Here is a 23,678-nt window from a genome sequence, read left to right on the forward strand (position 1 = left end):
GAGATTCTGATGAAAAAAATAATAACTTACGTACTGCTCATCTTTTTACCGTGTTGTTCTTGGCGCCCTTCTATTGGATGCTCTCAACATCATTGAAGTCGCCCGAAGAATTATTCTTGTTCCCACCGCAATGGATTCCGAGCACCTTGAATTTCGGCAACTTTGCGAAGGCATGGAATTCACAGCCGTTTGACGTGTTCTTACAAAATTCATTGATTGTATCGGTTATGTCACTTATTGGTCAGGTTGTATCCTCAGCACTGGTTGCTTATGGATTCGCCAGATTCCGGTTCAAGGGAAGCAAAGTATTATTCATTATTTTGCTAGCATCCATGATGATTCCTTGGGAAGTGACGATGATTCCGCTGTATATGGAGTTTAATGCGCTTGGTTGGATCAATACGTTGAAGCCGTTGATTGTTCCTTCTTTCTTCGGCTCAGCATTCTATATTTTCCTGCTTCGTCAGTTCATTATGACGATTCCGCCGGAACTAGAGGAAGCAGCCCGCATCGATGGCGCAAATCCGCTGCAATCATTCATACGTCTCATTGTGCCGCTCATGGCTCCAGCATTGATTCTGGTTGCGGTGTTCAACTTCCTCGGCACATGGAACGACTATTTGGGTCCGCTCATTTTCTTGAACGATCAGAGCAAATACACGCTGACGCTGGGCTTGTCTCAGTTCAAAGGGATGTATGAGGTGAAGATGGATGCGATCATGGCCGTAACAAGCATGATTTGCTTGCCGCCGCTTGCGATCTTCTTCGCAGCACAGCGTTATATCGTAACGGGAATTGCAACAACAGGCATGAAGGGCTAACAACTTGACACATAACGCAGATAACGGAGGGATTATGAATATGACGCAGCAGATAGATATAGATCTATTTGGCCTGAAAGGCAAGACAGCGATCATTACAGGAGGAGCATCCGGTATCGGACGTGCTACAGCACAATGCTTGGCGCGTTTCGGTGCAAATGTAGTCATCGCTGATATTGGGGAGAAGCAAGGACAGGAGACAGTCGAAGAGATTCGGAATGCTGGAGGAGAAGCGCAGTTTGTGTCCTGCAATGTAACGAAGGCCGAAGACTGTGAGCGTGCAGTTCGCATGACGCAGGAATGGTATGGAGGCATTGATATTCTGTTTAATAATGCAGGCGTCATTCGCCGCAAGACAGTTGTTGAACTGGAGGAGCAGGATTGGGATTTGGTCATAGACGTGTCCCTGAAGGGTGCATACCTGCTGTCTAAATACGCGATTCCGGTAATGGCTGCTGGAGGAGGCGGAAGCATCATTAATACGGGCTCTGGATGGGGCCTGAAGGGGGGCGACCAAGCTGCTGCGTATTGTGCTGCGAAGGCTGGGGTGGTGAACTTGACCAAGGCGATGGCAATCGACTTCGGCAAGGACAATATTCGTGTCAACTGCGTATGTCCGGGCGATACAGATACGCCGCTGCTGCGTGAAGAGGCGGTACAGCTGGCTGTTGAAGAAGGAGCATTCCTTGCTTCCTCTGCGGTAGGAAGACCTTTGGAGAGAATCGGCACACCGCAGGATATTGCGAATGCCGTGCTGTTCTTGGCTAGTGATCTGTCCCAGTGGGTTAGCGGTAGTGTATTGGTTGTGGATGGCGGAGGACTGGCGTAACACTTGATCCGAATTATGAAGGGAGAGAACGTAGGTCATGAAGGAACGTCAATCGAATGTGCACCCTTATATTCCGAACACGGTTCCGGAAGTCAAAGCTCAGATGATGCAGGAGATCGGCATTGCGAATATCGACGAACTGTATCGGGATATTCCGAAGCATTTGCGGATGCAATCAGAGATGGAGATGCCGTCAGCATTGAATGAGTATGAGCTGAAGCGTCATATTGAACGACTGCTTGCGGCGAATGTGAGTACTTCGCAGGCAACTAGCTTCTTGGGTGGAGGCTGCTGGCAGCATTTCGTGCCTGCTGTATGCGATGAGATCAATCAACGGTCGGAATTCGTGACAGCCTACGCGGGAGAGCCTTACGAGGATCATGGACGATTCCAGGCCTTGTTCGAATACCAGAGTCTTGTCGCTGAACTAGTTGATATGGATGTCGTCAACGTACCAACATTCGATTGGCCGCAGGCTGCTTCTACCGCACTTCGGATGGCTGCCCGAATGACAGGGCGTACAGAGGTGCTCGTGCCGGAGATTCTCTGCCCTGATAAGCGCATGATTATTGAAAACTATTTGCATCCACAAATCCGAGTCATCACAGTTCAAGCCGAGTCGGATAGCGGGCTTCTGGATTTGAACGATCTGAAGAGCAAGCTGTCTGATCAGACGGCAGCTGTCTATATAGAAAATCCGAATTATTTCGGCGTTATTGAGCAGCAAGGCGAGGAAATTAGCCGCTTAGCTCATGAATATGGGGCCATCAGCGTAGTAGGCGTTGATCCGATATCACTTGGGGTTCTGACGCCGCCAAGCGGCTATGGCGCGGATATCGTATGTGGCGATTTGCAGCCGCTCGGTATTCGTATGAACTATGGCGGTGGCCAGTCTGGCTTTATCGCAACTCATGATGACGAGCGGTTCGTCATGGAATACCCATCCCGCCTGTTCGGCATCGTGCCGACCGTTGTAGAAGGCGAGTATGGCTTCGGTGACGTTGCCTATGAACGTACCTCCTTCGCACAGCGCGAGCAGGGCAAGGAGTCAGTAGGTACACAGACGGCACTATGGGGGATTACGGCAGGCGTATATTTGGCCTTGCTTGGCCCACATGGCATGCGCGAAGTTGGCGAGACAATTATGCAGAAATCCCACTATGCAGCGAATGCATTGAACGCATTGCCTGGCGTAAATCTGCGTTATGCAAATTCCTTCTTCAAGGAGTTCGTCATTGACTTTACCGCAACAGGCCAAACGGTGTGTGAGATCAATGAATACTTGCTTACCAAGAACATCTTTGGCGGTCTGGATTTGTCCGGTACGTTCCCTGAACTTGGACAGAGCGCGTTATTCTGTGTCACTGAGGTCATGTCGAAGGAACAGATCGATCAATTGGTGGAAGAGCTTCGAGCTGTGTTAAGTGCGGATGCTGAGCAGGACAATGGCTTGCTTGCAGGAGTAGCTGCAGCAGGGAGTTCGGAGACAGTGAATATGGCAGAGGGGGTGTGACAAGCGATGCAAACAATCGTCCGGAAGGATCGTACAGTTAGACAATTTCATCAAGCGAAATGGGATGAACCGGTAATATTTGAACTGCATCGAGAAGGAGAACGGGGCGTTCTCGTTCCAGAAGCGGAGCAGGAGCTTGTCGAAGCTGTTGGTGACGTCGTATCAGGCATTCCAGCCTCGATGCAGCGAGCCAAAGCGCCGCAGCTGCCTGAGATCGGTCAGGCCAAGGTGCTTCGGCATTACTTGCGCTTGTCGCAGGAGACACTCGGCAGCGATCTAAATGTAGAAATCGGTCAGGGAACCTGCACGATGAAATATATTCCGCGCGTCAATGAACTGCTCGTTCGCAATCCGCAGCTGACGGAGCTGCATCCGTTGCAGGATGTAAGCACGGTACAGGGAATGCTGGAAATCACCTATCGACTGGATGAGGCAATGCGTGAGATTTCGGGCATGGACGCCTTCTCCTTCCAGCCTGGAAGCGGAACACAAGCATTGTTCGCAATGGCCTCCATCGTACGTGCGTATCATGAGGCGAATGGAGAAGGCAGGCAGCGCGATGAGATTATTACAACGATCTTCTCTCATCCTTCTCAAGCAGCAACCGCAGCGGTGAAGGGATATAAGATCATTACCCTACATCCGGACGAGGATGGATTCCCGGATATTGAGAAGCTCAAGCAGGTGGTATCGAATCGAACAGCAGGCTTCGTGGTAGCGAATCCTGAAGATACAGGGATCTTTAATTCACGCATTAAAGAGTTCACGGACATTGTACATGCGGCAGGGGGCATTTGCTATTACGACCAAGCTAACGCGAACGGCCTTCTTGGCATTGCTCGTGCGAAGGAAGCGGGATTCGATATGTGCTTCTTCAATCTGCACAAGACGTTCGCGGCGCCTCATATGTGCGGCGGCCCTGCGGCAGGCGCTCTGGGCGTTACGGAGCAGCTAAAGCCATTTTTGCCAGGCCCAATTGTTGAGGGTGTTGGCGATCAATTCCTGCTGCGCTCGAATCAAGAGCTGAGCATTGGCAAGGTCAGAAGCTTCCATGGTGTTGCGCAGACGATTGTTCGGGCGTATGCTTGGATCCGCAGCTTGGGGGCAAGAGGACTGCGGGATGTTGCGGAAATTGCGGTATTGAACAATAACTATTTGTACCATAAAATATTACAGATTTCTGGCGCAAGCGCTCCATATGTCAAAGGGGGACGGCTTGAGCAGGTACGCTATAGCTGGGAGCAGCTGACGCGTGAGACAGGAGTAACGACCGAAGACATTCAGCGCAGAATGTGTGATTTCGGCTTACATTACTGGACGAGTCATCATCCTTATATTGTACCGCAGCCATTCACCTTGGAGCCAACGGAATCATACTCCAAGGATGACTTGGATGAATATATTCAAGCGTTAGCCCATATCGCAGAAGAAGCTCGCAGCGTACCGGAGATCGTCAAGTCAGCACCACATCGCAGCACGGTACATCGGAATATCGAGGAATCGCTGGATGATCCGGCTGAATGGTGCATTACATGGCGAGCTTACTTGAAGAAGACGGGACAGGCGAATGGCCTGCCAGAAAAGGAGTAAAGGATGTCGGCAATGATTACATTTGATATTCAGCATATCCCATTTAGCCGATTTGGATCTTTTCTGACGGTATCGCATTTGCCGCAGTATGGCAAGCGAGAGGAAGGCTTGTTTTTGCGTACCGTTCGTGGTGGTGACGAGACGAGCGGTGCAGTATTCCGCCTAGAGCTGGTAGCTGGTGGCGAGGTTGTACCTTATTCGGTTCATAGTGCGCCATCCTCCTTAACCCTTATTGGAGAAGGCGGACAAGGAAAAGCAGAACTATGCCTGCCGGAGCCGGGAGCGATACGGATACGTGTGCGCGAAGCGGGAATCCGTCTGACATTAGTTGCGGGTACTTATGATTATGTGCTTCCACGTCAGGATGGACGTTACGAGGTGAATCATTTTACTACGGAAATGCGCTTTATGTTGACTTCGCTTCAAGGGAAGCTTACGGTCGATGCTCCATGGGAACGTTCCAGATGCAAATATGCGGTGGTGGAATGCTTCCCAGGTGGGGATAATCAAGACAAAGCAGCTGAAGCGGAGCTAATGCTTGAAGAGTATCGGATAGAGCCGCCATCCATTCGTCCTTTCGAGTCGCTGGTTTCCTTTGACGAAGCTCTTGCTAGAGTAGAGCAGGAATTTGCTGTATGGCTCGATAAGAGTCTGCCTGCTTCCTTGGAAGAGTTGGAAGAGGCGCGCATCTTGGCTGCATATATCACATGGTCCTGTGTGGTGCCTGAGGCCGGACATTTGTCTCGTCCCGCGATGTACATGTCGAAAAATTGGATGACGAACATTTGGAGCTGGGATCATTGCTTTAATGCAATGGCGCTCGCGGCGAATCAGCCAGAGTTGGCTTGGGATCAGTTCATGATCATGTTCGACAAGCAGGATGAATCTGGTCAGCTTCCGGACTTCGTCAATGACAAGTACGTCTTGTGGAATTGCTGCAAGCCTCCTATCCATGGCTGGTCGCTGCGCTGGATGATGGAGCGTAATAAGTGGTTCAGCCATGCCGATCGCTTACGTGAAATCTATGGACCGCTTGCACAGTGGAGCAAATGGTGGATGAATTGCCGTGATGATGATCGGGACGGGATACCTCAGTACAATCATGGCAATGACAGCGGCTGGGATAATAGCACGATTTTCCGCAGTGTGGGACCTATTGAGAGTCCGGATTTATCTGCTTATTTAACTATCCAATTCGAGGTTCTTGCGGAGATTGCCGATCAATTGGGCAAGCCATACGAGGCGCAGGAATGGCGCAATGCTGCGGATGGCCTGCTCGGACGCATGCTGGAGCATTTCTGGCATGACGGCCAGTTCAAGGCGGTTCGTTCAGGTACACATGAGCCGGCGGAAGGAGACAGCTTGATTCCGTTTATGCCGATCTTGCTAGGTGATCGTCTTCCAGAATCGGTGCGCCAAGCGCTTGTGAAGGCAGTTGCCGATGAAGAGCGGTTCTTCAGTCCGAATGGATTCTCCACAGAAAGCCTGAACAGTCCGTTCTATGAACCGGACGGCTATTGGCTTGGTCCTATCTGGGCTCCAGTCATGATGCTGCTGATCGACGGATTGCAGCGCAGTGGGGAGCGGGGAGTGGCGCAAGAAGCAGCGACACGATTCTGCCGCATGGCTGCTCGCAGCGGCATGGCAGAGAATTTCGATGCACGGACAGGGTGCGGACTTCGCGATCGGGCATTTACGTGGACGTCGAGTGTGTTCCTCATTCTAGCGAATGAATATGTAATGCAGCCAGCTCAATAGACGAGGTGGAACAGGCTCCCTGTCGCTTAGCGCGTAAGGGAGCCGTTTTGTTTCTTTGAGATCTCCCCGCCTAATCGCTTCTTGATGAGGACAAATCGGTGCTTCCGTCTCCATTGTCAGATTAAAATTGGTTATGATACACTTCTGATACATCAACGCTCATCCACATCATGACTAGTCCAATAAGCAACAGGGGATGATTCCTATCGCAGAGCCACGTGAAACTCTTACTGGATTAACCCATGTGACACAATCGGGTGTCTTACATCGACTACAGCAATGGATGGCCAATATGCCGCCCAATCCGAGGCGAAGCCTTCGCTTAAAGCTCGTGCTGTTCTTCTTGGCAGCATCACTGCTTCCGCTCATGATCCAGGGCGTGCTATCTTATCAACAATCCTCACGCCTTCTGCAAGAGCAGTTCGGCAAATACGGTCAGAACAGTGTTAATCAGCTGCAGTATCAGCTGGATACGGAATTAAATCAGATGAGCATGATTGCTGGTTATATTTATTCGTATTTGCTTAATCCATATAAGAGCGTCATCAATGCAGAGATTCCAAAGACGTATTCGCAGGTGCAGGACAAGAACAACATGGAAGATTTCCTGAAAGCGCTTAAAAGGCTGCATGACCGAGGGATTTTCATTATTACGAAATCCGGCTATTATTACGGGGACAGTATCTTGAATGTGGATGTCCTGTTTGAACAGCCATGGTGGAAGCGGATCCCTACCGATCATGCAGGAGAGTATTGGGCAGGATTCTACCCTCCGCTGCATTATCGCGATGAGAAGGATACACCGGATCAGAAGCTGCTTGGCTTGGTTGTGCCGATCCGTAATCAGACAGGGCCCTTGCAGGACAGCAAAATCCTTATTGAAATGAAGGCAGATAAGCTGATCGAACTGTTCCGTATGTTCGAACAGGATACGAAGTCGATTGTGACGGTGCAAAGTGCAAGTGGTCAGACGATCTATCACTCCCCGAGCAATTATACTGCGCAAGAAAATGATATCGTGTGGAAGCAGAACTTGAAAATAAATGATTGGACAATAGAAGCTAGACTTCCTTATGAATATTTTAATCAGCCATCAAGTGTTATTAAGTCTTATACCTTACTTGGTTTAGGCTTGTCAGGCTTTCTCGCTCTTCTGCTTGCCTACTTGTTCTCCACTCGTGTAACGGGCAGAATTAAGCGGATCAAGGAATCGATGAATTCCGCAGGAGCTGGTCGCTTGAAGACCCGAATCCAAGTTCAGGATGAGGATGAGCTGGGGACGCTTGCGAATAGCTTCAATAAGATGATCGGACAGATCGAAGAGCTTGTGAAGGAAATAGCGGCTAAGGAGCAGCTCAAGAAGGAAGCCGAATTGCGAGCATTTCATTATCAGATCAATCCCCATTTATTGTTCAATACGTTGAACTCCATACAGTGGAAGGCTAGGCTGCAGGGCAATGATGATATAAGGAAAATGATCGCACACTTAACGATCGTGTTAGAAGCTAACTTAGACGTGACGCGTGAACTGGTTCCGATATCGAAAGAGCTGGAGCTTATTGATCATTTTCTGCAAATCCAGCAGGTTCGTTATGAAGGTGAATTTATATATGAGTCTGAAATTGCTCCAAGTGCGCTGGGAGCAGTCATCCCGCGTATGAGCTTACAGCCGCTGTTTGAGAATATCTTTTTCTACGCCTTCGAGGATGGGTATGGGACAATAATACTCCGCCTAGTAGATACTGGGTCAGAGCTGCGCTTAACCTTATCGGACAATGGCAAAGGGATGAGCGAAGAGCGTCGAATCTCCTTGCTGCAAGCTCCGAAAGACCACAATCAGAGACATGGTCTCGGGATGTACAATGTGGATCAGAAGTTCAAGCTGCACTTTGGTTCCGAGTATGGATTAAGCATCGAATCCCAGTTAGGAAGCGGTACAACGATTGCGATACGCTGGCCCAAAAAGGAGGAAGAATCCAATGACAGACAACCCTATTAAAGTGCTGATCGCGGATGATGAGAGCATTGTTCGCAGAGGCTTGATGGCAACGGTAAATTGGAGCAGATTCAACATGGTAGTCGTAGCCGATGCCCCAAATGGTCAGAAGGCATGGGAAGCATTCCTTCTCCATGAGCCGGAGGTTGTCATTACAGATATCGTGATGCCGGAGATGGATGGAATTGAACTCGCCAAGCGAGTGAAGGAAAAGTCGCCGCATACTCGGGTCTTGCTGCTGAGCTGTCATCGAGATTTCGAATATGCACAAAGGGAATGATGCTTGGAGCTTCCGGCTATTTGTTGAAAACGGCCTTCGAAGATGAGGAACTGGCTTATTATCTTCAAAAGTTCGAGGAAGAGCTGGCGGGGAATTCGGAGCCTCCTCAAGCGGTTCGTAGTGCAGATTCTAACGAAGAGGATGCACAGTGGAATGCGGCGTTCTATGCCTGGTTATGCGGTTTCCGCAACAACTTCCAAGGAGAGCTGAAGCTGCGCTGGGAGACGCAATGGTTTTGGTTGAATGAACCTCATGAGGTTATATTGGTCAAAATATTCGACAGTTCCGAGCAATCGCTCCCTGCTGCTATCAAGTCATCCAACCGTGGAGGGGAGTACTGGAAGTATCTTGGCGATAAGCTGCTGCAAGAAACGGAAGGGCCGTGCGCCTATATTCCCTGCGGTGTAGATCGATGTTTCTATTTCTATCGTCCTACAGCTCGCCTGAAGGTGGAACGGCTGTTGAAAGAGAGCAAAGCATCTTGTCCGCAGCTGCATTGGAGCAGTCGTGGCCCGTTAAAGGGCATGGACGGCTGGCTGGAGGCGGTTCAGGAGCTGCACCGAGCGGCGGAGTTGGAGCGTAAATTTGAGCTGCGAGTCAATTCATGGCCGGAAACGGTGATGCGATCGGTGCTCTTGGTAGCAGAGAATGTGAGTGAGCCTTGGTCCGTCAGTGATGTAGCACATCGAGTTGGATTGAGTCGAAGTCATTTCAGTACTTTATTCAAGAAGGTAACAGGAGAGAATTTTGTCTCCTTCTTATACCGTATGCGGCTGAAGACGGCACAGGATTTGCTGCTGAATACTACGATGACGCTGCAGGATATCGCGGAGCGGATCGGTATGGTGGATGGAAAATATGTTAGCAAATGGTTCAAGCGCTGCTGTGGAATGACACCGAGTCAATACCGAAGCGGACAAAAGGGAGAACATGTTGCTCAAAAATGACGAAGAGCGTACGATATTACGCCCTTCCACCGAACAAAATCACCCCATATTCGGAACAATTCGCCGTTTTGAAAACGCTTTATTGTCTTTAAAGTGAAGGTATGCTTGAGATGCAATCATTTGGGGGGAATGTGCAAAATGAAGAGAACGTCAAGATTGGTTATTCTGTTAACGGTCTTTGCACTTATGCTTGCTGGCTGTGGCGGAGGATCTGGAGAACAAGGTTCCTCCTCCGGAGGAGACAAGGGGAAACAGACCGTTTTGCGTTTTGCAACATGGGATACTGGCGAGAAGCTGAAGGTTCAAGAAAATATCGCGAAGGCGTTCGAAAAATCCCATCAAGGTGTCAAAGTACAAATTGAACCTTATGCAGACGGCTTCGATCAGAAGCTGGCGGCATCGTTCGGTGCGAGCAACCCGCCTGATGTGATGTTGATGTGGGATTTCCCAACATACCATTCAAACTTGGAGCCGCTGGATGCTTTTACGGAGAAAGATGCAAGCCTGAAATTAGACGATATATATGATGGCTTGTTCAATTATGTGAAGGTAGATGGCAAGACGTATGGTATGCCTGCGGGCTTCACGACACGGGCTATGTATTACAACAAGAAAGTGTTCGATGCAATGGGAGTCCCATATCCGAAAGATGGCTGGACATGGGATGACTTCAAGGATATTGCAACGAAGCTGACAGATAAATCGAAGAAGCAGTATGGATTCGGTGTCCGTGCTGAGAACGACCCGTATGATCTGCAAGGATTTATCTGGAGTAATGGGGGCAGCTTCATCAGCGAAGACGGCAAGACGATTGAAGGCATTATGAACGGGCCGGATACGGTAGCGGCTGTTCAAATGTTCGGGAATATGGTGAAGGACGGATACGGAGTCCTCGTAGGAGGAAAAACGCAGCTTGGCGGTAACGACATCTTCAAAGCTGGTAAAATCGGAATGTGGGAGAGCGGTGTATGGCCACTAGACGGGTTTAAGGAAGCGAAGGTTGATTTCGGGACTGTTGAAATGCCAGCGTTCCCTGGCAAGCCTGTGAAAGGCGTAATTTCGGTAAGTGCAGTATCGATTGCGAAGCAATCGAAGCAGAAGGATCTGGCATGGGAGTTCGTGAAGTTCTTTATTTCGGAAGAAGCTGTTAAGATGAAGAGCGATGCTGACCTGCCGATTCGTAAGAGCGTCGTGCAAGGAATGAAGCTGGATACATCCGAGCTGTACGCACCGTTCTATCGCATGCTGGAGCGTTCCGACAACACGCCAGCCTTCTTGCTCAACAGCAACTGGAACCAGATGAATCGTCACCTGTCTACTGCAGTTGATTCAGTCATGCTGGGTGAAGATGCACAGAAAGCGCTAGATACGGCAGTGAAGGAAGCGAAAAAATTTATTGAGAAGAAATAAGTAATAATGAGAAATAAACGGGGCCGTTCCTTCGATGAGGCGCATTACGTACATGCGTCCTTCGATATGAACGGCCCTTGGCTTTTCAAAATGATAGGGTATGGAGATATGCTCATGTACTCGTTCTATTTCTGTACGAACAAATGGATTAAATTGCATTCAACGGTGTTGATGTTTATGTCCATGTCGTGATCGCTCTAGCGTGATCTTGGTTGCGATGAATCTTCGCAAGCGCATATACAATCCCAATTGGAGAAAGGAGGTACACAAGACCGATTAGGAAACCGACTATTGTTCCATCAAGCATGAATGACAGGGACATTAAGAAGTTGTCGAGCATAAGGTGAGCGAACATGGCCGTCCACCAGCTATGCTTCAGCATAATGAACAGGAAGAACATGCCGATAAACAGGAGCTCTACCGGCCGAGAGTAGTACGGATAGATTGGATAGGTGACATGTCCGAACGCCCATACAAGGGTAGGGATAATCCCGGCTAACCATGGGTTGCGGAACAATCGGTTCAGCAGTCCAACCCCGAACAAACGATATATCCCTTCCTCCGAAATAGCTGCAACCCAAGCTAGAAGAGGGAACAGTGGTGCAATTCGCAGGTTGAGCGGTGATTGTGAGGCATCGGTCGATGACCACGCATGAAACCCTGATTCCAAAATGAAAAATACAACTGTTTGCATGCCGAGCAATACGCCTGTGTACGCGATTCCGATCCATAATGCTTGTGTGAGCTTGCCGCCAAATGCGCGGTCACTCCATGTAGGCAGTACATCTCTGTACGCAGACAACTCCCATGCTCGCTTTCCTGCATGGAGAGAGAAGTAGAGGATAACGCCTTGAATTACTGTAATTGCGGCTTGAATGGCAAAGGACAGCCCCATATTCACCCCGTCCACAGGGGTACGGAGTTCCAGAGCGAAGAGACCCGGAAGCACGTTCCATAGATGCAGCAGAGAAATTCCGCATGAGACGGCAGTAAGAGCGAACAATGTCTTCGATCCGAACTTCAGGCCATGACGGTAGACGATGCAAGCGATCAGTGAACATGCACTTAGTAGGATCGTCATCCACATATAGCCGATATTGTAAATGGACGATGCGGTCTTCGTTTGATGTAGTTCTTCAGCTAGGTAGCTGTTCGGGATAACCCAGAAGGGCTTCAGCATGACAATACGATCTTGGGAGAAGACGGCCTTCACATTCAATGCAGCTTCACCTAGTCGTGCTTCAGGCACGTTATACTCAACCGTGTCTAGCTCTGACGATGAATCAATGAGTTTTAATTGGGCAGGATTCCATCCCATGTGTTTCAAAAGTGTATCAGCAAGCTTCTTACGGTTCACTGGATCCAAGGCAGTCTCCTCATTTTCTGCTGACGCCATATCCACCTGGTTTCCCGTCACCCCGTCTAAGTTCGAGGTGATAGGAGGCTTCTCCTCCCATTCGAATCCAATAATACGACCGCTTGTCATGTGAACGTCAATGCGCATGACACCGGATTTTCCAGCTCGATTCATATTCAATAATACCTGAAAAGTATCATAGGGGCTGGATGGTTCCCATTTCTGAAATGAAGCGGTCAGCTTCTCCTTGCTCATGTAGCCGGAAACCGTTGATTGACTGCGATAAATGACGGTTGGTGCAGTAGCTTCTTCAGGCGTAATTGAAATATGGAACTGTTTCAAGTCCTGTACAAATGTGAGTGCCTTTTGCGCTGCTTTTTCTTTGGTTAAGAGGGATTGGCTGGCTGCTGATTCCATCATGGCTTCTGTCTGTTGAAAGGGAATGAATACCTGAACAATGAGGAATAATAGAAATCCGGCCATAGAAGAAAGAAGAAGCGGCTTGGATACATAGGACATGTTGGAACCTCCATTCCATCACACATTTAGCGTATGGTTGCTTATTTGTTCATTTTATCCACTTCAACTTTGTAAAGTCCAGCAGAGAAAATGAAGAAACACCTAGCGATAATGAGTGTTTTGAATACAATTGAAGAAAATAGGGGATTGTAAGCGCTATTTATTCAAGTTTTTCGTCTTATTCTGGTTAATTTGTTCATTCCTTGACTTTGTATGCTGCAGGGGAAACGTATATAATCTCGTTATGAATTGCATACAAGCCGAGTTTCGTGAATGAACGAAAGCGGGGGACCCGATAAATGGGGTGAATATCGCAGTTGTGGATGCATAGAATCCACTTGCGATTAGGGCAGCCTGAACGTGCCCGAATCCGACAGCTAACCTCGTAGGCATGTACGTCAGGATACCAGCGATAGCATTGGATTTCCAGTGCTTTTTTTCGTGGGGAAAAAAGAGGTGACTCCCGTGGAGGGAACAAAAAAGGCCATTCGATTCAATCTGACACCACCGCGAATTCTGGTTGTAGGGTTTGCAGCAATTGTATTATTGGGCGCATTTCTACTCATGCTTCCGATATCAAATGCGGATGGGATTCCGCTGCCATTCCTCGATGCATTGTTCACGTCAACGTCAGCAACTTGTGTGACGGGGCTCATTGTGGTGGATACGGGCACTCATTTTACCGTATTCGGGCAGGTGGTCATCATGCTGCTTATCCAAATTGGTGGGCTTGGATTCATGACAATGGCAACGCTGTTCGCATTAGCACTGAAGAAGAAGATATCGCTGAAGGAAAGGCTTATATTACAGGAAGCGCTTAATCAGGGCAGCATGGAAGGCATCGTGCGCCTTATCCGTAAAGTGATCTTGTTTGCGGTATGTATCGAGGGGACGGCAGCTGTACTGTTCTCCGTGCGATGGGCATTTGATCTTCCGCTAGGCAAGGCCATTTATTTCGGTATCTTCCATGCTGTTTCTTTTTTCAATAACGCAGGCTTTGATTTGTTCGGCTCTGTCAGTGGGCCGTTTTCGAGCTTAACCAGTTATGTCGGAGACCCTATTATTAACCTGGTATCGATGCTGCTTATTATCCTTGGCGGGATTGGATTTATCGTCTTGTCCGATTTGGTGGAATACAAGCGTACTCGCAAGTTGTCTCTGCATACGAAGATCGTGTTAACGATGACGGGATTGCTCATTGTAATCGGAACGGTCGTTATATTTATATTTGAATTTACCAATACACGCACGTTAGGCAGTTTGAATGGCTGGGAGAAGCTCTGGGCATCCCTGTTCCAGTCGGTCAGCCCGCGTACCGCTGGAGCGAATACGATTGACATCGGAGCCATGCGCCAAGCCTCGCAATTTTTTATGGTTCTTTTGATGTTCATCGGGGCATCACCAGGATCCACTGGTGGTGGTATTAAGACGACGACGTTCGCCATTCTCATCGGAGCCGTATTTGCTATGATTCGCGGGAAAGAAGATATCGTCATTTACCGGTATCGACTCGCCAAGGATCGTATCTTCAAAGCAGTTACACTAACGCTGCTGTCATTGTTCTTGGTCATTATCGTATCGATGATATTGTCGACAACAGAAGATCATAGCTTCCTGATGATATTATTCGATACAACATCGGCCTTCGGAACGGTAGGGTTATCAATGGGATTGACGGCGGATTTATCAGATATCGGAAAAGTGCTGCTGAGCCTGACGATGTTTGCAGGCCGTCTTGGTCCATTAACGTTGGCTTATGCGTTAGGCCCGAAAAATGAGCGGGAATTATACCGACACCCAGAAGGAAAAATAACGATAGGATAAGCAAGTTAGATTGTAACGGACGAAGGAGTATACAGGGATATGGAGTTGCAGCAGTTTGCAGTGATCGGGATGGGACGTTTCGGTTCGAGTCTCGCGAAGGAGCTAGTAAAGCTTGGACACCAGGTGCTAGGCATTGATAAAGATGAGGAAGTAATTGGGGATGTTATGGGCTTCGTAACCCATGCAGTTGTAGCGGACGCATCAGATGAAGAGGTGCTGCGCTCACTCGGCATACGTAACTTCGATTGTGCGATCGTAGCCATTGGTGACGATATTCAGACGAGCATTCTGGTTAGTATTCAGATGAAGGAACTTGGCGTGAAGAAGGTTGTCGCCAAAGCACTTTCCGAATTGCATGGACGTGTTCTGGAGCGGATCGGTGTGGACAGGGTTATTTACCCAGAGCGGGATATGGGCATTCGCGTAGCTCACCAACTTGTATCACCGAACTTGCTGGATTACATTGAATTGTCCAAGGAATATACCATTGCAGAGCTGAGCGTGCCTGGCTGCATGCAAGGAATGGCGCTCAAGGATGTGAATCCAAGAGCTAAGTTCGGGTGCAGCATCGTGGCGCTGAATAAGCCGAAAGGCATTATTATTGCACCATCAGCCGAAGATGTGCTTGATGAGAAAGATATTATGGTTATGATCGGTACGAATACGCAAATCGAAGATTTTGAAGAAGCATTTATGTTGAAGGGGAACGATAAAAAATCGTAAAGCATCCCTTGCCATAGAAGGTCACAAATAAGCCTGCAGTCATCGCTTGTATGGATAAGCGACAACTGCAGGCTTATTGCTTATGTAAAATGGCTCTACATGACTACAATTTTGAATACGATATAAGTCAGGAAGAAGTAGGCACCCATACTTGCTGTGATGAACAGAAAGCGATTCGGACGTACAACTTCTGTCTGCTCCATTGCTTCGGTCGTGACCAGAATAACGGATACGAACCAAGTGAATGCTGCTACTGCAACAGCTAATGAACTGAAACCAATGATCGCGAGAAGGAATGCGAGCACAAATCCTAAGCCGAAAGGCATTTGCATAGCAGCCAATTGGACAAATGTCGTCTTCAAATCAAGCGGCTTGCTGCCCTTCCAACGGCTAATGAACCAAATACTAATAAAGAGTGCGGCCAATCCAATAATCTGATAAATGAACAATTGAATGAAAAAGCTAAATGGCGGGGTCAGAGAACCTGAACCGCCTAATAAGCTAAGTGGACCCATTAGTGAAGCGAACAAGCTTCCAAAGAGCGTGTAGCCGAACAAGGCAAAGGCCAGTGCGGAGACTAACGCGGCAATGACCGCATACACCCAATCAGAGACTGCAAGATTGCGAGCACTTGCCGGATTCTTCAGCAGTTGAAGGATATTCTTGCTGTCAATTGACTTGGCCCATTCAGGTACAGTGCTGCCTGGTGTCTTGTGGGACGCTGTCTCAGCAGTGGCGGATACTTGCTGTACAGATGCCTCTGCTGCGGAACTAGCATGCTGCGACGAGGCAGCCCCTGCCCCTGCGCTGCACTGATGGGGCTCATTGTCGTTGATTGGCTTGCCACAACGATTACATACAACCATGGTTTCCATTTCCTCCTTATTCTCCCCTAGTTGAGAATGTTTTTTGTCTAATCTTACTCCATTCGACAGCAAACGAGTGTAATCCTCCTTTTTCCTTTCTATCCATGACTATTTCCCTAGCTGTGATAATGATGCTGCTTCCATAATTTCCTCAATAAACTGCGTAGCGATAGGACTCAGCAGTGCTTGTTCCCCATATACAATGGAAGTTACACGTTCGGTTTGCCTCAATTCCTTCAGGGGTACGGCAATCAGATCGTTATCCTTGAGCCATTCCAACCGAAGATAGGAGCGTGGCAGCAAAGCAGCTGCATGACAGGTCGTGAGCAAGCGAACTATCGCTTCGAAGGAATCGATCTCCATGCGAATATCAGGCATGATGCGGTATCGGCGGAATAGATCATCGATAAGCTTGCGGTACCAGGTTCCCTTAGAGAAGAGAAGCATAGGCAGACCGTCCAAGCGGGACATCGTCCAATTGCGGATGCTGGCAAGTGGATGACGGCGTGGCAGCACCAACTGAAGATGATCCGCAAACAATGGAATACACATCAACCCTGGCTCACGAATCGCATCGGCGACGATGCCAAGATCAATGGATTGTTCGCGGACAAGCGAGATGATTTCATGCGTCTTGCCGGTAACTGCCTTGAGTCTTGCGTCCGGATGCTTCTCGACGAAGGAGGAGATGAACAGCGGCAGTGTCGTCTGCAGTGTGGTTAAGCTGGCCCCAATAGTGATGGACGATTGGCCTTCTGCTTTGAAGGACGCAATGGACTTCAAGAAATCGAGCTGACGATTGCGAATATCGATTGCAAATTCGTACGTGAGCTGGCCAACGCGCGTTAGCTCCAGCCGCTTGCCATTCCGGATAAACAGCTCTACACCCAGCTCTTCCTCAAGCTTCGCTACTTGCCTGGATAGAGCCGGCTGAGAGATATTCAACCGCTTCGCTGCTTGATTCAAGCTCGTCAGTTCCACAACCGCTGCGAATGATTCTAACAAATCGAGCATATTTCATAGCCTCCTACGATATGAATGGTGAGCTAAGCGCAAAAATGAATGGCTTCTTATGCGTTTTAGTTATAAAAGATATAAAAACATTGCAATTCCATTATAAGGGGATTAGGAGTAACATGGTAGTGTCACAAGTTGTTCACATAACTACAGAAGAGCGGTTTGCAGGAAGAACCGCGAATGTTGTCGAAAGCGGTAACAATTGCGTCATGTCAGTGGTTTTTCGTTGTGACAAATTATTGACGCTTTCGACATGCACAGGTAAAATGAGGATGTTTATTACCAAAATCTACTGGGACACAAATGGAAAGGGGAACCGGCACGCTTATGAAACGAGGATATTTTTACTCGCGCAAGCTGCACTCGCTTCTTGGAATTATTCCGCTCGGATTCTTCATTGTCGAGCACATGCTGACGAACTACGCTGCGTTCGATGGCGGGAAGGAAGCATTTCAGGGCAGTGTCAAATTTTTGAATGAATTGCCGCTTATATTTTTCCTAGAATTGTTTGGCATCTGGCTTCCGCTTCTGTATCACGGCGTATATGGGTTGTACATTGCGTACACATCCAAGAACAACGTAGGCAATTATAATTACGGCCGTAACGTAGCTTTCTTGATGCAGCGGATAACAGGGGTCATTACATTCGTATTTGTCACATGGCATGTGTACGAAACACGTGTTCAGATTGCGCTTGGCAATATTACGCATGAGCAGCTTGGCACATACATGCATGACATTATTACTTCTCCAATTATGTTTATCATATATTTGGTCGGTGCGATTTCTGCATCCTATCATTTTACGAACGGATTGTGGGCTTTCCTCGTAAGCTGGGGCATTACGGTTGGTCCACGCGCACAAAATGTATCCGCAAAAATCTGCATGGGCTTGTTCATTATTATGGCAGTCATGTTCACATTGTCGTTATTCGGATTCCGTTCTGCTGAGTTCCAAGCGGCAGAAGCGGTTCAATCAATTATTCCATTCATAGGTTAAGGGAGGGTGACGCATTATGGCAAAACAGAACATTATCGTCGTTGGCGGAGGACTTGCTGGTCTTATGGCAACGATCAAAGCAGCGGAAGCAGGCGTTCACGTCGACCTTTTTTCATTAGTTCCAGTGAAACGTTCTCACTCCGTCTGTGCGCAGGGCGGAATTAACGGCGCGGTAAATACGAAGGGTGAAGGGGATTCCCCTTGGGAGCACTTCGATGACACGGTATATGGGGGAGACTTCCTGGCGAACCAGCCTCCTGTAAAAGCGATGTGTGAAGCAGCGCCTGGCATCATCCACTTGATGGATCGTATGGGCGTTATGTTCAGCCGTACGCCAGAGGGCTTGCTTGACTTCCGCCGCTTCGGCGGGACGCAATATCACCGTACAGCATTTGCTGGAGCTACAACGGGCCAGCAGCTGTTGTATGCGCTTGATGAGCAAGTGCGCCGCTGGGAGGCAGAGGGGCTTGTAACGAAGTATGAGCATTGGGAATTCCTCTCTGCCATCGTGGATGATGAAGGCGTATGCCGAGGCATTACAGCGCAGGACTTGCGCAGCATGAATATTACGCACTTCGCTGCGGATGCCGTTATTTTGGCAACAGGTGGACCAGGGATTGTCTTTGGCAAAACAACAAACTCGGTCATTAATACGGGGACTGCGGCCAGCGCAGTGTATCAACAAGGCGTTCGTTATGCGAATGGGGAGTTCATTCAAATTCACCCGACAGCTATCCCGGGAGATGACAAGCTCCGTCTTATGTCTGAATCGGCTCGCGGTGAGGGCGGTCGTATCTGGACGTATAAGGACGGCAAGCCATGGTACTTCCTTGAGGAGAAATACCCGGCTTACGGGAACCTCGTACCGCGTGATATTGCGACTCGCGAAATCTTCCATGTGTGCGTAGATGAGAAGCTGGGCATCAACGGCGAGAACATGGTCTATCTCGATCTGTCGCATAAAGATCCGAAGGAGCTGGACGTGAAGCTCGGCGGAATTATTGAAATTTATGAAAAATTCATGGGTGACGACCCGCGCAAGATACCAATGAAAATCTTCCCTGCTGTGCATTACTCAATGGGCGGCATGTGGGTCGACTACAACCAGATGACAAATATCAAGGGCTTGTTCGCAGCAGGTGAGTGTGAATACCAGTACCACGGAGCGAACCGTCTTGGAGCGAACTCGCTGTTGTCAGCGATCTTCGGCGGCATGGTGTCCGGACCAAAAGCAGTAGAGTATGTCCGCGGTTTGAGCAAAGCGACAGAGGATGTATCGGCAAGCGTATTTGAACGTGAAGCAAAGATGAGAACATCCCAATATGAGGACTTGCTCAAGATGGACGGTACGGAAAATGCATACGTCATCCATAAGGAACTGGGCGAATGGATGACCAACAATATGACTGTCGTTCGCTACAATAACAAGCTGGCAGATACAATCAACAAGATTAAGGAATTGAAGCAGCGTTACAGCAAAATCAACATGACGGATACGGCTCGCTGGAGCAACCAAGGGGTAGCCTTCACTCGTCAGTTGTGGAATATGCTGGAGTTGTCGGAAGCCATGACGAAGAGTGCGCTGCTTCGTAACGAAAGCCGTGGGGCACATTACAAGCCTGAATTCCAGGATCGCAATGATGAGCAGTTCCTGAAGACGACTATTGCGTCATGGACCCCGGATGGACCGGAAATTTCATACGAAGACGTGGACGTATCGCTTATCAAACCGCGCAAGCGTGACTATACGGCGAACAAGAAGAAAGGGGAATAACGATGGCGGAAGCTGTGGCTCAATCCAAAAAAGTCAAGTTGATCGTGACGCGTCAGGATGCGCCGGACGCGCAGCCGTACACGGAAGAATTCGAGATCCCATATCGCCCGAATATGAACGTCATTAGCGCATTAATGGAAATCCAACGAAATCCTGTGGATGCAACCGGTAAATCAACTGCTCCGGTATGCTGGGAATCGAACTGTCTTGAAGAAGTGTGCGGAGCTTGTTCTATGGTCATTAACGGCAAGCCTAGACAGGCTTGCTCCGCGTTGATCGATAAGCTGGAACAGCCAATTCGAATCGCTCCAATGAAGACGTTCCCAGTTGTTCGTGACCTCGTGATTAACCGTCAGCGCATGTTCGATGCCTTGAAGAAAGTCAAGGCATGGATTCCGATTGACGGTACGTATGACCTCGGGCCGGGGCCTCGTATGGCGGAGACGAAGCGACAATGGGCGTATGAATTGTCGAAGTGTATGACCTGCGGTGTCTGCCTGGAAGCGTGTCCGAATGTAAATGAGAAGACGAGCTTCATCGGGCCTGCTCCAATCTCTCAGGTTCGATTGTTCAATGCGCATCCGACAGGGGAAATGAATAAGGACGAGCGCTTGGAACAATTGCTTGAGGACGGCGGTATTGAAGGGTGCGGCAATTCCCAGAACTGTGTCCGTTCTTGTCCGAAGGAAATTCCGCTTACGACATCTATTGCTGAGATGAATAAAGACACAACGAAGCTGATGTTCAAACGCTGGTTTATGCAATAAAGTAAGGTAGGAGCGCCCCGAATAGGGGCGTTTTTTTATACAGATAATTCGGATATCCACGTATGGCGTTATGAGCGTGAAACAAGTCAAAGCGAAGCAAAAAATTTTTAAGAAAAATTTGTATTCCAAAACTGAATTTTCGATTATAGTATTGGTTAACAACTTGAATGTGCGCTGGAAGCTTGTGAAGATGACTAGGGGGTGCCGAGTTGATAGTCCATTTGCCAATACAGGACACGAACAGCTGGTACGAGAACAGCCTCTTCAGTAAGGTGAAGCTGCTGGTGGACGAGTGGGATCCACTAGGACTGCGGGCGCTTGGGGCGCCGGACGATGAATACGATTGCCTTACCGCGTACATAGTCAAGCTTAGTGCTGCCAACTCGGACATGAAGATGATGGAAGAGGCGCTGGAACAATGCATGGAGGAGCATTTCGGAATTGGGCCTTCCATCATGGAGAGGGAAAGGCTTCAGCGTTGGAGAACGAGTGTTTCAATGTTTTGTAAGCGTTTAGATTCGCTAATCGAGCATGCGGCTCAGCCGTATGTAGAGTATTATTCACCAGGATAATGGAAGCGCAATCAATTCGTGGAGATCGATACAGGCAATGGACTGCCGGCCCTATTATAGTGGTCGGCAGTTGTTGTATAGACGAAGCGAAATAGGAATAGTGGGATGTGACACAATACGTTCTGATAGCCAAACAGGCTCTCTACTCCAAACGAATGGGAACATGGATAAATCACCCTCACTAGGATTTGCATTGAATACAGAGCTGATTCATAATAAAAGGACGAGACAGGATAGTCATACATAGGAATCGGCGATTACCGAATGCACGAGGTAAAGGTAGGGGATAGCTATAAAATCTCCAATGACGAGAGACACGAATCCGAATACAGTTGCGAATCCGGGAAGACGGCGTTTGTTGCGCATGATGGTAGGGGCAGTGGTAACATTGCCTTTCGCGATTGGGGGCTATGCCAGATTCATTGAGCCTAACAATATCCGGCAGCGTAAGCTTGAGCTGGATATTTACGGACTGCCGGCTTCTTTCAACGGTCTGACCATAGCGCATATATCCGATATCCATTACGGGCATCATCTAAGTGAATCGAAGCTGGCGAGCATTGTCCAAGATGTACAAGCCAATCAACCGGATGTGATATGCATTACAGGAGATATTGTTGATCATGGGGATGTGGTTCCAGCAGAGATTGTACCAATCCTACGCCAACTGCGAGCACCATATGGTTCCTATGCTGTGCTTGGCAATCATGATTATCGGGGAAGAGGCGCAAAAGCTGTGGAGAATGCGCTGCAAACGGCAGGAATCCGCGTGCTGCGGAATGACAATGTGATACTCAGGAGGAATCATGAAGTGCTCGCTCTGGCGGGAATCGACGACGCATTGGAAGGAATTCCTGATATGACACGTGCAATGCAAGGGGTATCGGGTAAGATGTGTTGTATTCTGCTCGCTCATGAACCGGATTGGGGAACGGTTGCCCTTAACTATCAAGTTGATCTTCAATTGTCTGGTCATAGTCATGGAGGTCAGGTTCGTGTGCCACTGGTGGGACCCTTGTTCCTTCCAACTTTAGGTGAGCGGTATCCGGATGGATTATACATGCTAGAGCGTATAGATAGACCGAATCGCCCACTTCACATTTATACGAGCAGAGGATTGGGGACGACGTTTCTGCCCGTTCGCTTGCTATGCCCGCCGGAATGGACCTTGCTTACCTTGCGATCAATTGGATAAGGTGTTATGCATAATGAGCCCGTTTGAGGCATAGCAAAGATATATTAGTAGGGTCACATGGCTATTCGTGATGATCAGTAGTATTCGGCTTATCCCCTTAGGGTGTATAATGCTGATATTAGGGAGGAGACGAAGCGACATGCAGTCTATAGCTATCATTTCCGATATACATGGGAATTTACAGGCGCTAGAAGCCGTGCTTAATGATATTCAGCGACAAGGCGCTGAAAAAATATACTGCCTAGGCGATTTAGTGGGGAAAGGGCCAAACCCCGCAGAAGTTGTTGATATGTTATTTGAATATTGCGATGTAATCGTCAAAGGGAATTGGGATGAGCTTGTTCGGCAGATTGAAGATGACGAGCAGTTCTGCTGGCATGCACAGCGGCTTGGTTCAGAGCGGTTAGCCCGTCTGGAACGGCTCCCCTTCTCTTATGACTTCAATATGAGTGGGCGTCATATTCGCCTGTTCCATGCATCCCCACAGAGTGTGTTCACTCGTGTACAGCCATGGGATGCTGCAGAGAATCGCCTTGCCATGTTCGATTTCACTGCGTCATTGACGGAACCGCTCCACCCATGCCAATTACCAGATGTGGTCATCTATGGGGACATTCATAATGCTTTCTTGCAGCATTTTAGAGGGCATACGTTAGTGAACTGCGGCAGTGTCGGCAATCCGCTAGACATGACGCAAGCCTCTTATGTGATGCTGCAGGGCTATTTCGGGCAAGTACAGCAAAGTGAGTTCTCTATTCATTTCCACCGTGTTCCTTATGATATTGAGCAGGCTGTTCGGGCTGCGGAAATGAGTGATATGCCTGGGGTGAAGCCGTATGTGCGAGAGCTGCGTACAGGGGTCTTTCGCGGGCTGCATCAGAACGAAGAATAATTGATGGAAATGATTGTTGTCAGCGTGCA

19 protein-coding genes, 1 pseudogene and 1 riboswitch are annotated in these 23,678 nt (G+C 48.7%); of the genes and pseudogenes, 17 read left to right on the forward strand and 3 right to left on the reverse strand.

The features are described from left to right. The first annotated feature begins 9 nt into the window (after positions 1 to 9). The 9 genes and pseudogenes from AZ66_RS02220 (at position 10) to AZ66_RS02255 (ending at position 11,144) form a co-directional block, all read left to right on the forward strand. A pseudogene (locus AZ66_RS02220) lies at positions 10 to 821 on the forward strand (carbohydrate ABC transporter permease). 40 nt (positions 822 to 861) lie between these two features. Further along, positions 862 to 1,650 (forward strand): SDR family NAD(P)-dependent oxidoreductase, encoded by a 789-nt coding sequence (locus AZ66_RS02225; protein WP_156159872.1) that lies wholly within the window; start codon positions 862 to 864, stop codon positions 1,648 to 1,650. A 37-nt stretch (positions 1,651 to 1,687) separates the two neighbouring features. Then, complete coding sequence (gcvPA, locus tag AZ66_RS02230) at positions 1,688 to 3,163, forward strand: aminomethyl-transferring glycine dehydrogenase subunit GcvPA (RefSeq protein WP_044353407.1); 1,476 nt, start codon at positions 1,688 to 1,690, stop codon at positions 3,161 to 3,163. Between the two features lie 6 nt (positions 3,164 to 3,169). Continuing rightward, a complete protein-coding gene (gene gcvPB, locus AZ66_RS02235) occupies positions 3,170 to 4,753 on the forward strand; it encodes an aminomethyl-transferring glycine dehydrogenase subunit GcvPB (RefSeq protein WP_044353408.1) in 1,584 nt (527 codons plus the stop codon). Positions 4,754 to 4,756: 3 nt separating this feature from the next. Next, positions 4,757 to 6,511 carry an amylo-alpha-1,6-glucosidase gene (locus tag AZ66_RS02240; RefSeq protein WP_197081641.1) on the forward strand — a complete coding sequence of 585 codons (1,755 nt, stop codon included), beginning with the start codon at positions 4,757 to 4,759 and terminating at the stop codon, positions 6,509 to 6,511. Between the two features lie 244 nt (positions 6,512 to 6,755). After that, the gene (locus tag AZ66_RS02245) at positions 6,756 to 8,510 is read left to right on the forward strand and encodes a cache domain-containing sensor histidine kinase (RefSeq protein ID WP_231586700.1); all 1,755 of its coding nucleotides are present in this window, start codon (positions 6,756 to 6,758) and stop codon (positions 8,508 to 8,510) included. After that, entirely contained in the window at positions 8,491 to 8,787 is a 297-nt protein-coding gene (locus AZ66_RS33495) for a response regulator (protein WP_331436876.1), read from the forward strand. The genes AZ66_RS02245 and AZ66_RS33495 overlap by 20 nt, the downstream gene beginning before the upstream one ends. Positions 8,788 to 8,807: 20 nt before the next feature. After that, positions 8,808 to 9,734 carry an AraC family transcriptional regulator gene (locus AZ66_RS02250; RefSeq protein ID WP_331436877.1) on the forward strand — a complete coding sequence of 309 codons (927 nt, stop codon included), beginning with the start codon at positions 8,808 to 8,810 and terminating at the stop codon, positions 9,732 to 9,734. A 138-nt stretch (positions 9,735 to 9,872) separates the two neighbouring features. Continuing rightward, a complete protein-coding gene (locus AZ66_RS02255) occupies positions 9,873 to 11,144 on the forward strand; it encodes an ABC transporter substrate-binding protein (protein ID WP_044353409.1) in 1,272 nt (423 codons plus the stop codon). Positions 11,145 to 11,319: 175 nt separating this feature from the next. On the opposite strand, the gene AZ66_RS02265 is transcribed toward AZ66_RS02255, so the two are convergent. Next, on the reverse strand, positions 11,320 to 13,020 hold the full coding sequence (locus AZ66_RS02265; protein WP_044353411.1) for a CPBP family intramembrane glutamic endopeptidase: 1,701 nt from the start codon (positions 13,018 to 13,020) through the stop codon (positions 11,320 to 11,322). A gap of 248 nt (positions 13,021 to 13,268) precedes the next feature. Continuing rightward, a riboswitch (cyclic di-AMP (ydaO/yuaA leader) is annotated at positions 13,269 to 13,427 on the forward strand. A gap of 58 nt (positions 13,428 to 13,485) precedes the next feature. On the opposite strand from AZ66_RS02265, the gene AZ66_RS02270 reads away from it, so the two are divergent. Both AZ66_RS02270 and AZ66_RS02275 read left to right on the forward strand, forming a co-directional pair. Beyond that, positions 13,486 to 14,844 carry a TrkH family potassium uptake protein gene (locus AZ66_RS02270; protein ID WP_044353412.1) on the forward strand — a complete coding sequence of 453 codons (1,359 nt, stop codon included), beginning with the start codon at positions 13,486 to 13,488 and terminating at the stop codon, positions 14,842 to 14,844. A 39-nt stretch (positions 14,845 to 14,883) separates the two neighbouring features. Then, positions 14,884 to 15,567, forward strand: coding sequence for a potassium channel family protein (locus AZ66_RS02275; RefSeq protein WP_021252661.1), 684 nt, complete (start codon positions 14,884 to 14,886; stop codon positions 15,565 to 15,567). A 95-nt stretch (positions 15,568 to 15,662) separates the two neighbouring features. Here the strand turns inward: AZ66_RS02275 and AZ66_RS02280 are convergent, their stop codons facing one another. Both AZ66_RS02280 and AZ66_RS02285 read right to left on the reverse strand, forming a co-directional pair. Next, positions 15,663 to 16,433, reverse strand: a complete 771-nt coding sequence (locus tag AZ66_RS02280) for a hypothetical protein (RefSeq protein ID WP_044353430.1) — start codon at positions 16,431 to 16,433, stop codon at positions 15,663 to 15,665. Between the two features lie 108 nt (positions 16,434 to 16,541). Beyond that, positions 16,542 to 17,447, reverse strand: a complete 906-nt coding sequence (locus tag AZ66_RS02285) for a LysR family transcriptional regulator (RefSeq protein WP_044353413.1) — start codon at positions 17,445 to 17,447, stop codon at positions 16,542 to 16,544. Between the two features lie 330 nt (positions 17,448 to 17,777). Here AZ66_RS02285 and AZ66_RS02290 point away from each other — a divergent pair, with 330 nt between their 5' ends. From AZ66_RS02290 to AZ66_RS02315, 6 genes are all read left to right on the forward strand, one after another. Continuing rightward, positions 17,778 to 18,449 (forward strand): succinate dehydrogenase cytochrome b558 subunit, encoded by a 672-nt coding sequence (locus AZ66_RS02290; protein WP_044353414.1) that lies wholly within the window; start codon positions 17,778 to 17,780, stop codon positions 18,447 to 18,449. 16 nt (positions 18,450 to 18,465) lie between these two features. Further along, positions 18,466 to 20,223, forward strand: coding sequence for a succinate dehydrogenase flavoprotein subunit (sdhA, locus tag AZ66_RS02295; protein WP_044353415.1), 1,758 nt, complete (start codon positions 18,466 to 18,468; stop codon positions 20,221 to 20,223). Between the two features lie 2 nt (positions 20,224 to 20,225). Beyond that, a complete protein-coding gene (sdhB, locus tag AZ66_RS02300) occupies positions 20,226 to 20,990 on the forward strand; it encodes a succinate dehydrogenase iron-sulfur subunit (RefSeq protein WP_021258512.1) in 765 nt (254 codons plus the stop codon). A 209-nt stretch (positions 20,991 to 21,199) separates the two neighbouring features. Next, positions 21,200 to 21,562, forward strand: coding sequence for a hypothetical protein (locus AZ66_RS02305; RefSeq protein ID WP_231586701.1), 363 nt, complete (start codon positions 21,200 to 21,202; stop codon positions 21,560 to 21,562). Between the two features lie 364 nt (positions 21,563 to 21,926). Next, positions 21,927 to 22,757 (forward strand): metallophosphoesterase, encoded by an 831-nt coding sequence (locus tag AZ66_RS02310; RefSeq protein ID WP_052648348.1) that lies wholly within the window; start codon positions 21,927 to 21,929, stop codon positions 22,755 to 22,757. Between the two features lie 139 nt (positions 22,758 to 22,896). Continuing rightward, positions 22,897 to 23,649 (forward strand): metallophosphoesterase family protein, encoded by a 753-nt coding sequence (locus AZ66_RS02315; protein ID WP_044353417.1) that lies wholly within the window; start codon positions 22,897 to 22,899, stop codon positions 23,647 to 23,649. Positions 23,650 to 23,678 lie beyond the last annotated feature (29 nt).

Origin of the sequence: Paenibacillus sp. E194 (assembly GCF_000935845.1) — a bacterium.
Lineage (GTDB): Bacteria > Bacillota > Bacilli > Paenibacillales > Paenibacillaceae > Paenibacillus_B > Paenibacillus_B alvei_B.

Bases quoted from the DNA above. Each gene is read 5' to 3' on its own strand.
- gcvPA (WP_044353407.1), top strand. From the start codon at position 1,688: ATGAAGGAACGTCAATCGAATGTGCACCCTTATATTCCGAACACGGTT.
- gcvPB (WP_044353408.1), top strand. From the start codon at position 3,170: ATGCAAACAATCGTCCGGAAGGATCGTACAGTTAGACAATTTCATCAA.
- AZ66_RS02265 (WP_044353411.1), bottom strand. From the start codon at position 13,020: ATGTCCTATGTATCCAAGCCGCTTCTTCTTTCTTCTATGGCCGGATTT.
- AZ66_RS02310 (WP_052648348.1), top strand. From the start codon at position 21,927: ATGATGGTAGGGGCAGTGGTAACATTGCCTTTCGCGATTGGGGGCTAT.
- sdhA (WP_044353415.1), top strand. From the start codon at position 18,466: ATGGCAAAACAGAACATTATCGTCGTTGGCGGAGGACTTGCTGGTCTT.
- AZ66_RS02285 (WP_044353413.1), bottom strand. From the start codon at position 17,447: ATGCTCGATTTGTTAGAATCATTCGCAGCGGTTGTGGAACTGACGAGC.
- AZ66_RS02290 (WP_044353414.1), top strand. From the start codon at position 17,778: ATGAAACGAGGATATTTTTACTCGCGCAAGCTGCACTCGCTTCTTGGA.
- AZ66_RS02240 (WP_197081641.1), top strand. From the start codon at position 4,757: ATGTCGGCAATGATTACATTTGATATTCAGCATATCCCATTTAGCCGA.
- AZ66_RS02255 (WP_044353409.1), top strand. From the start codon at position 9,873: ATGAAGAGAACGTCAAGATTGGTTATTCTGTTAACGGTCTTTGCACTT.
- AZ66_RS02225 (WP_156159872.1), top strand. From the start codon at position 862: ATGACGCAGCAGATAGATATAGATCTATTTGGCCTGAAAGGCAAGACA.
- AZ66_RS33495 (WP_331436876.1), top strand. From the start codon at position 8,491: ATGACAGACAACCCTATTAAAGTGCTGATCGCGGATGATGAGAGCATT.
- AZ66_RS02275 (WP_021252661.1), top strand. From the start codon at position 14,884: ATGGAGTTGCAGCAGTTTGCAGTGATCGGGATGGGACGTTTCGGTTCG.
- sdhB (WP_021258512.1), top strand. From the start codon at position 20,226: ATGGCGGAAGCTGTGGCTCAATCCAAAAAAGTCAAGTTGATCGTGACG.
- AZ66_RS02280 (WP_044353430.1), bottom strand. From the start codon at position 16,433: ATGGTTGTATGTAATCGTTGTGGCAAGCCAATCAACGACAATGAGCCC.
- AZ66_RS02315 (WP_044353417.1), top strand. From the start codon at position 22,897: ATGCAGTCTATAGCTATCATTTCCGATATACATGGGAATTTACAGGCG.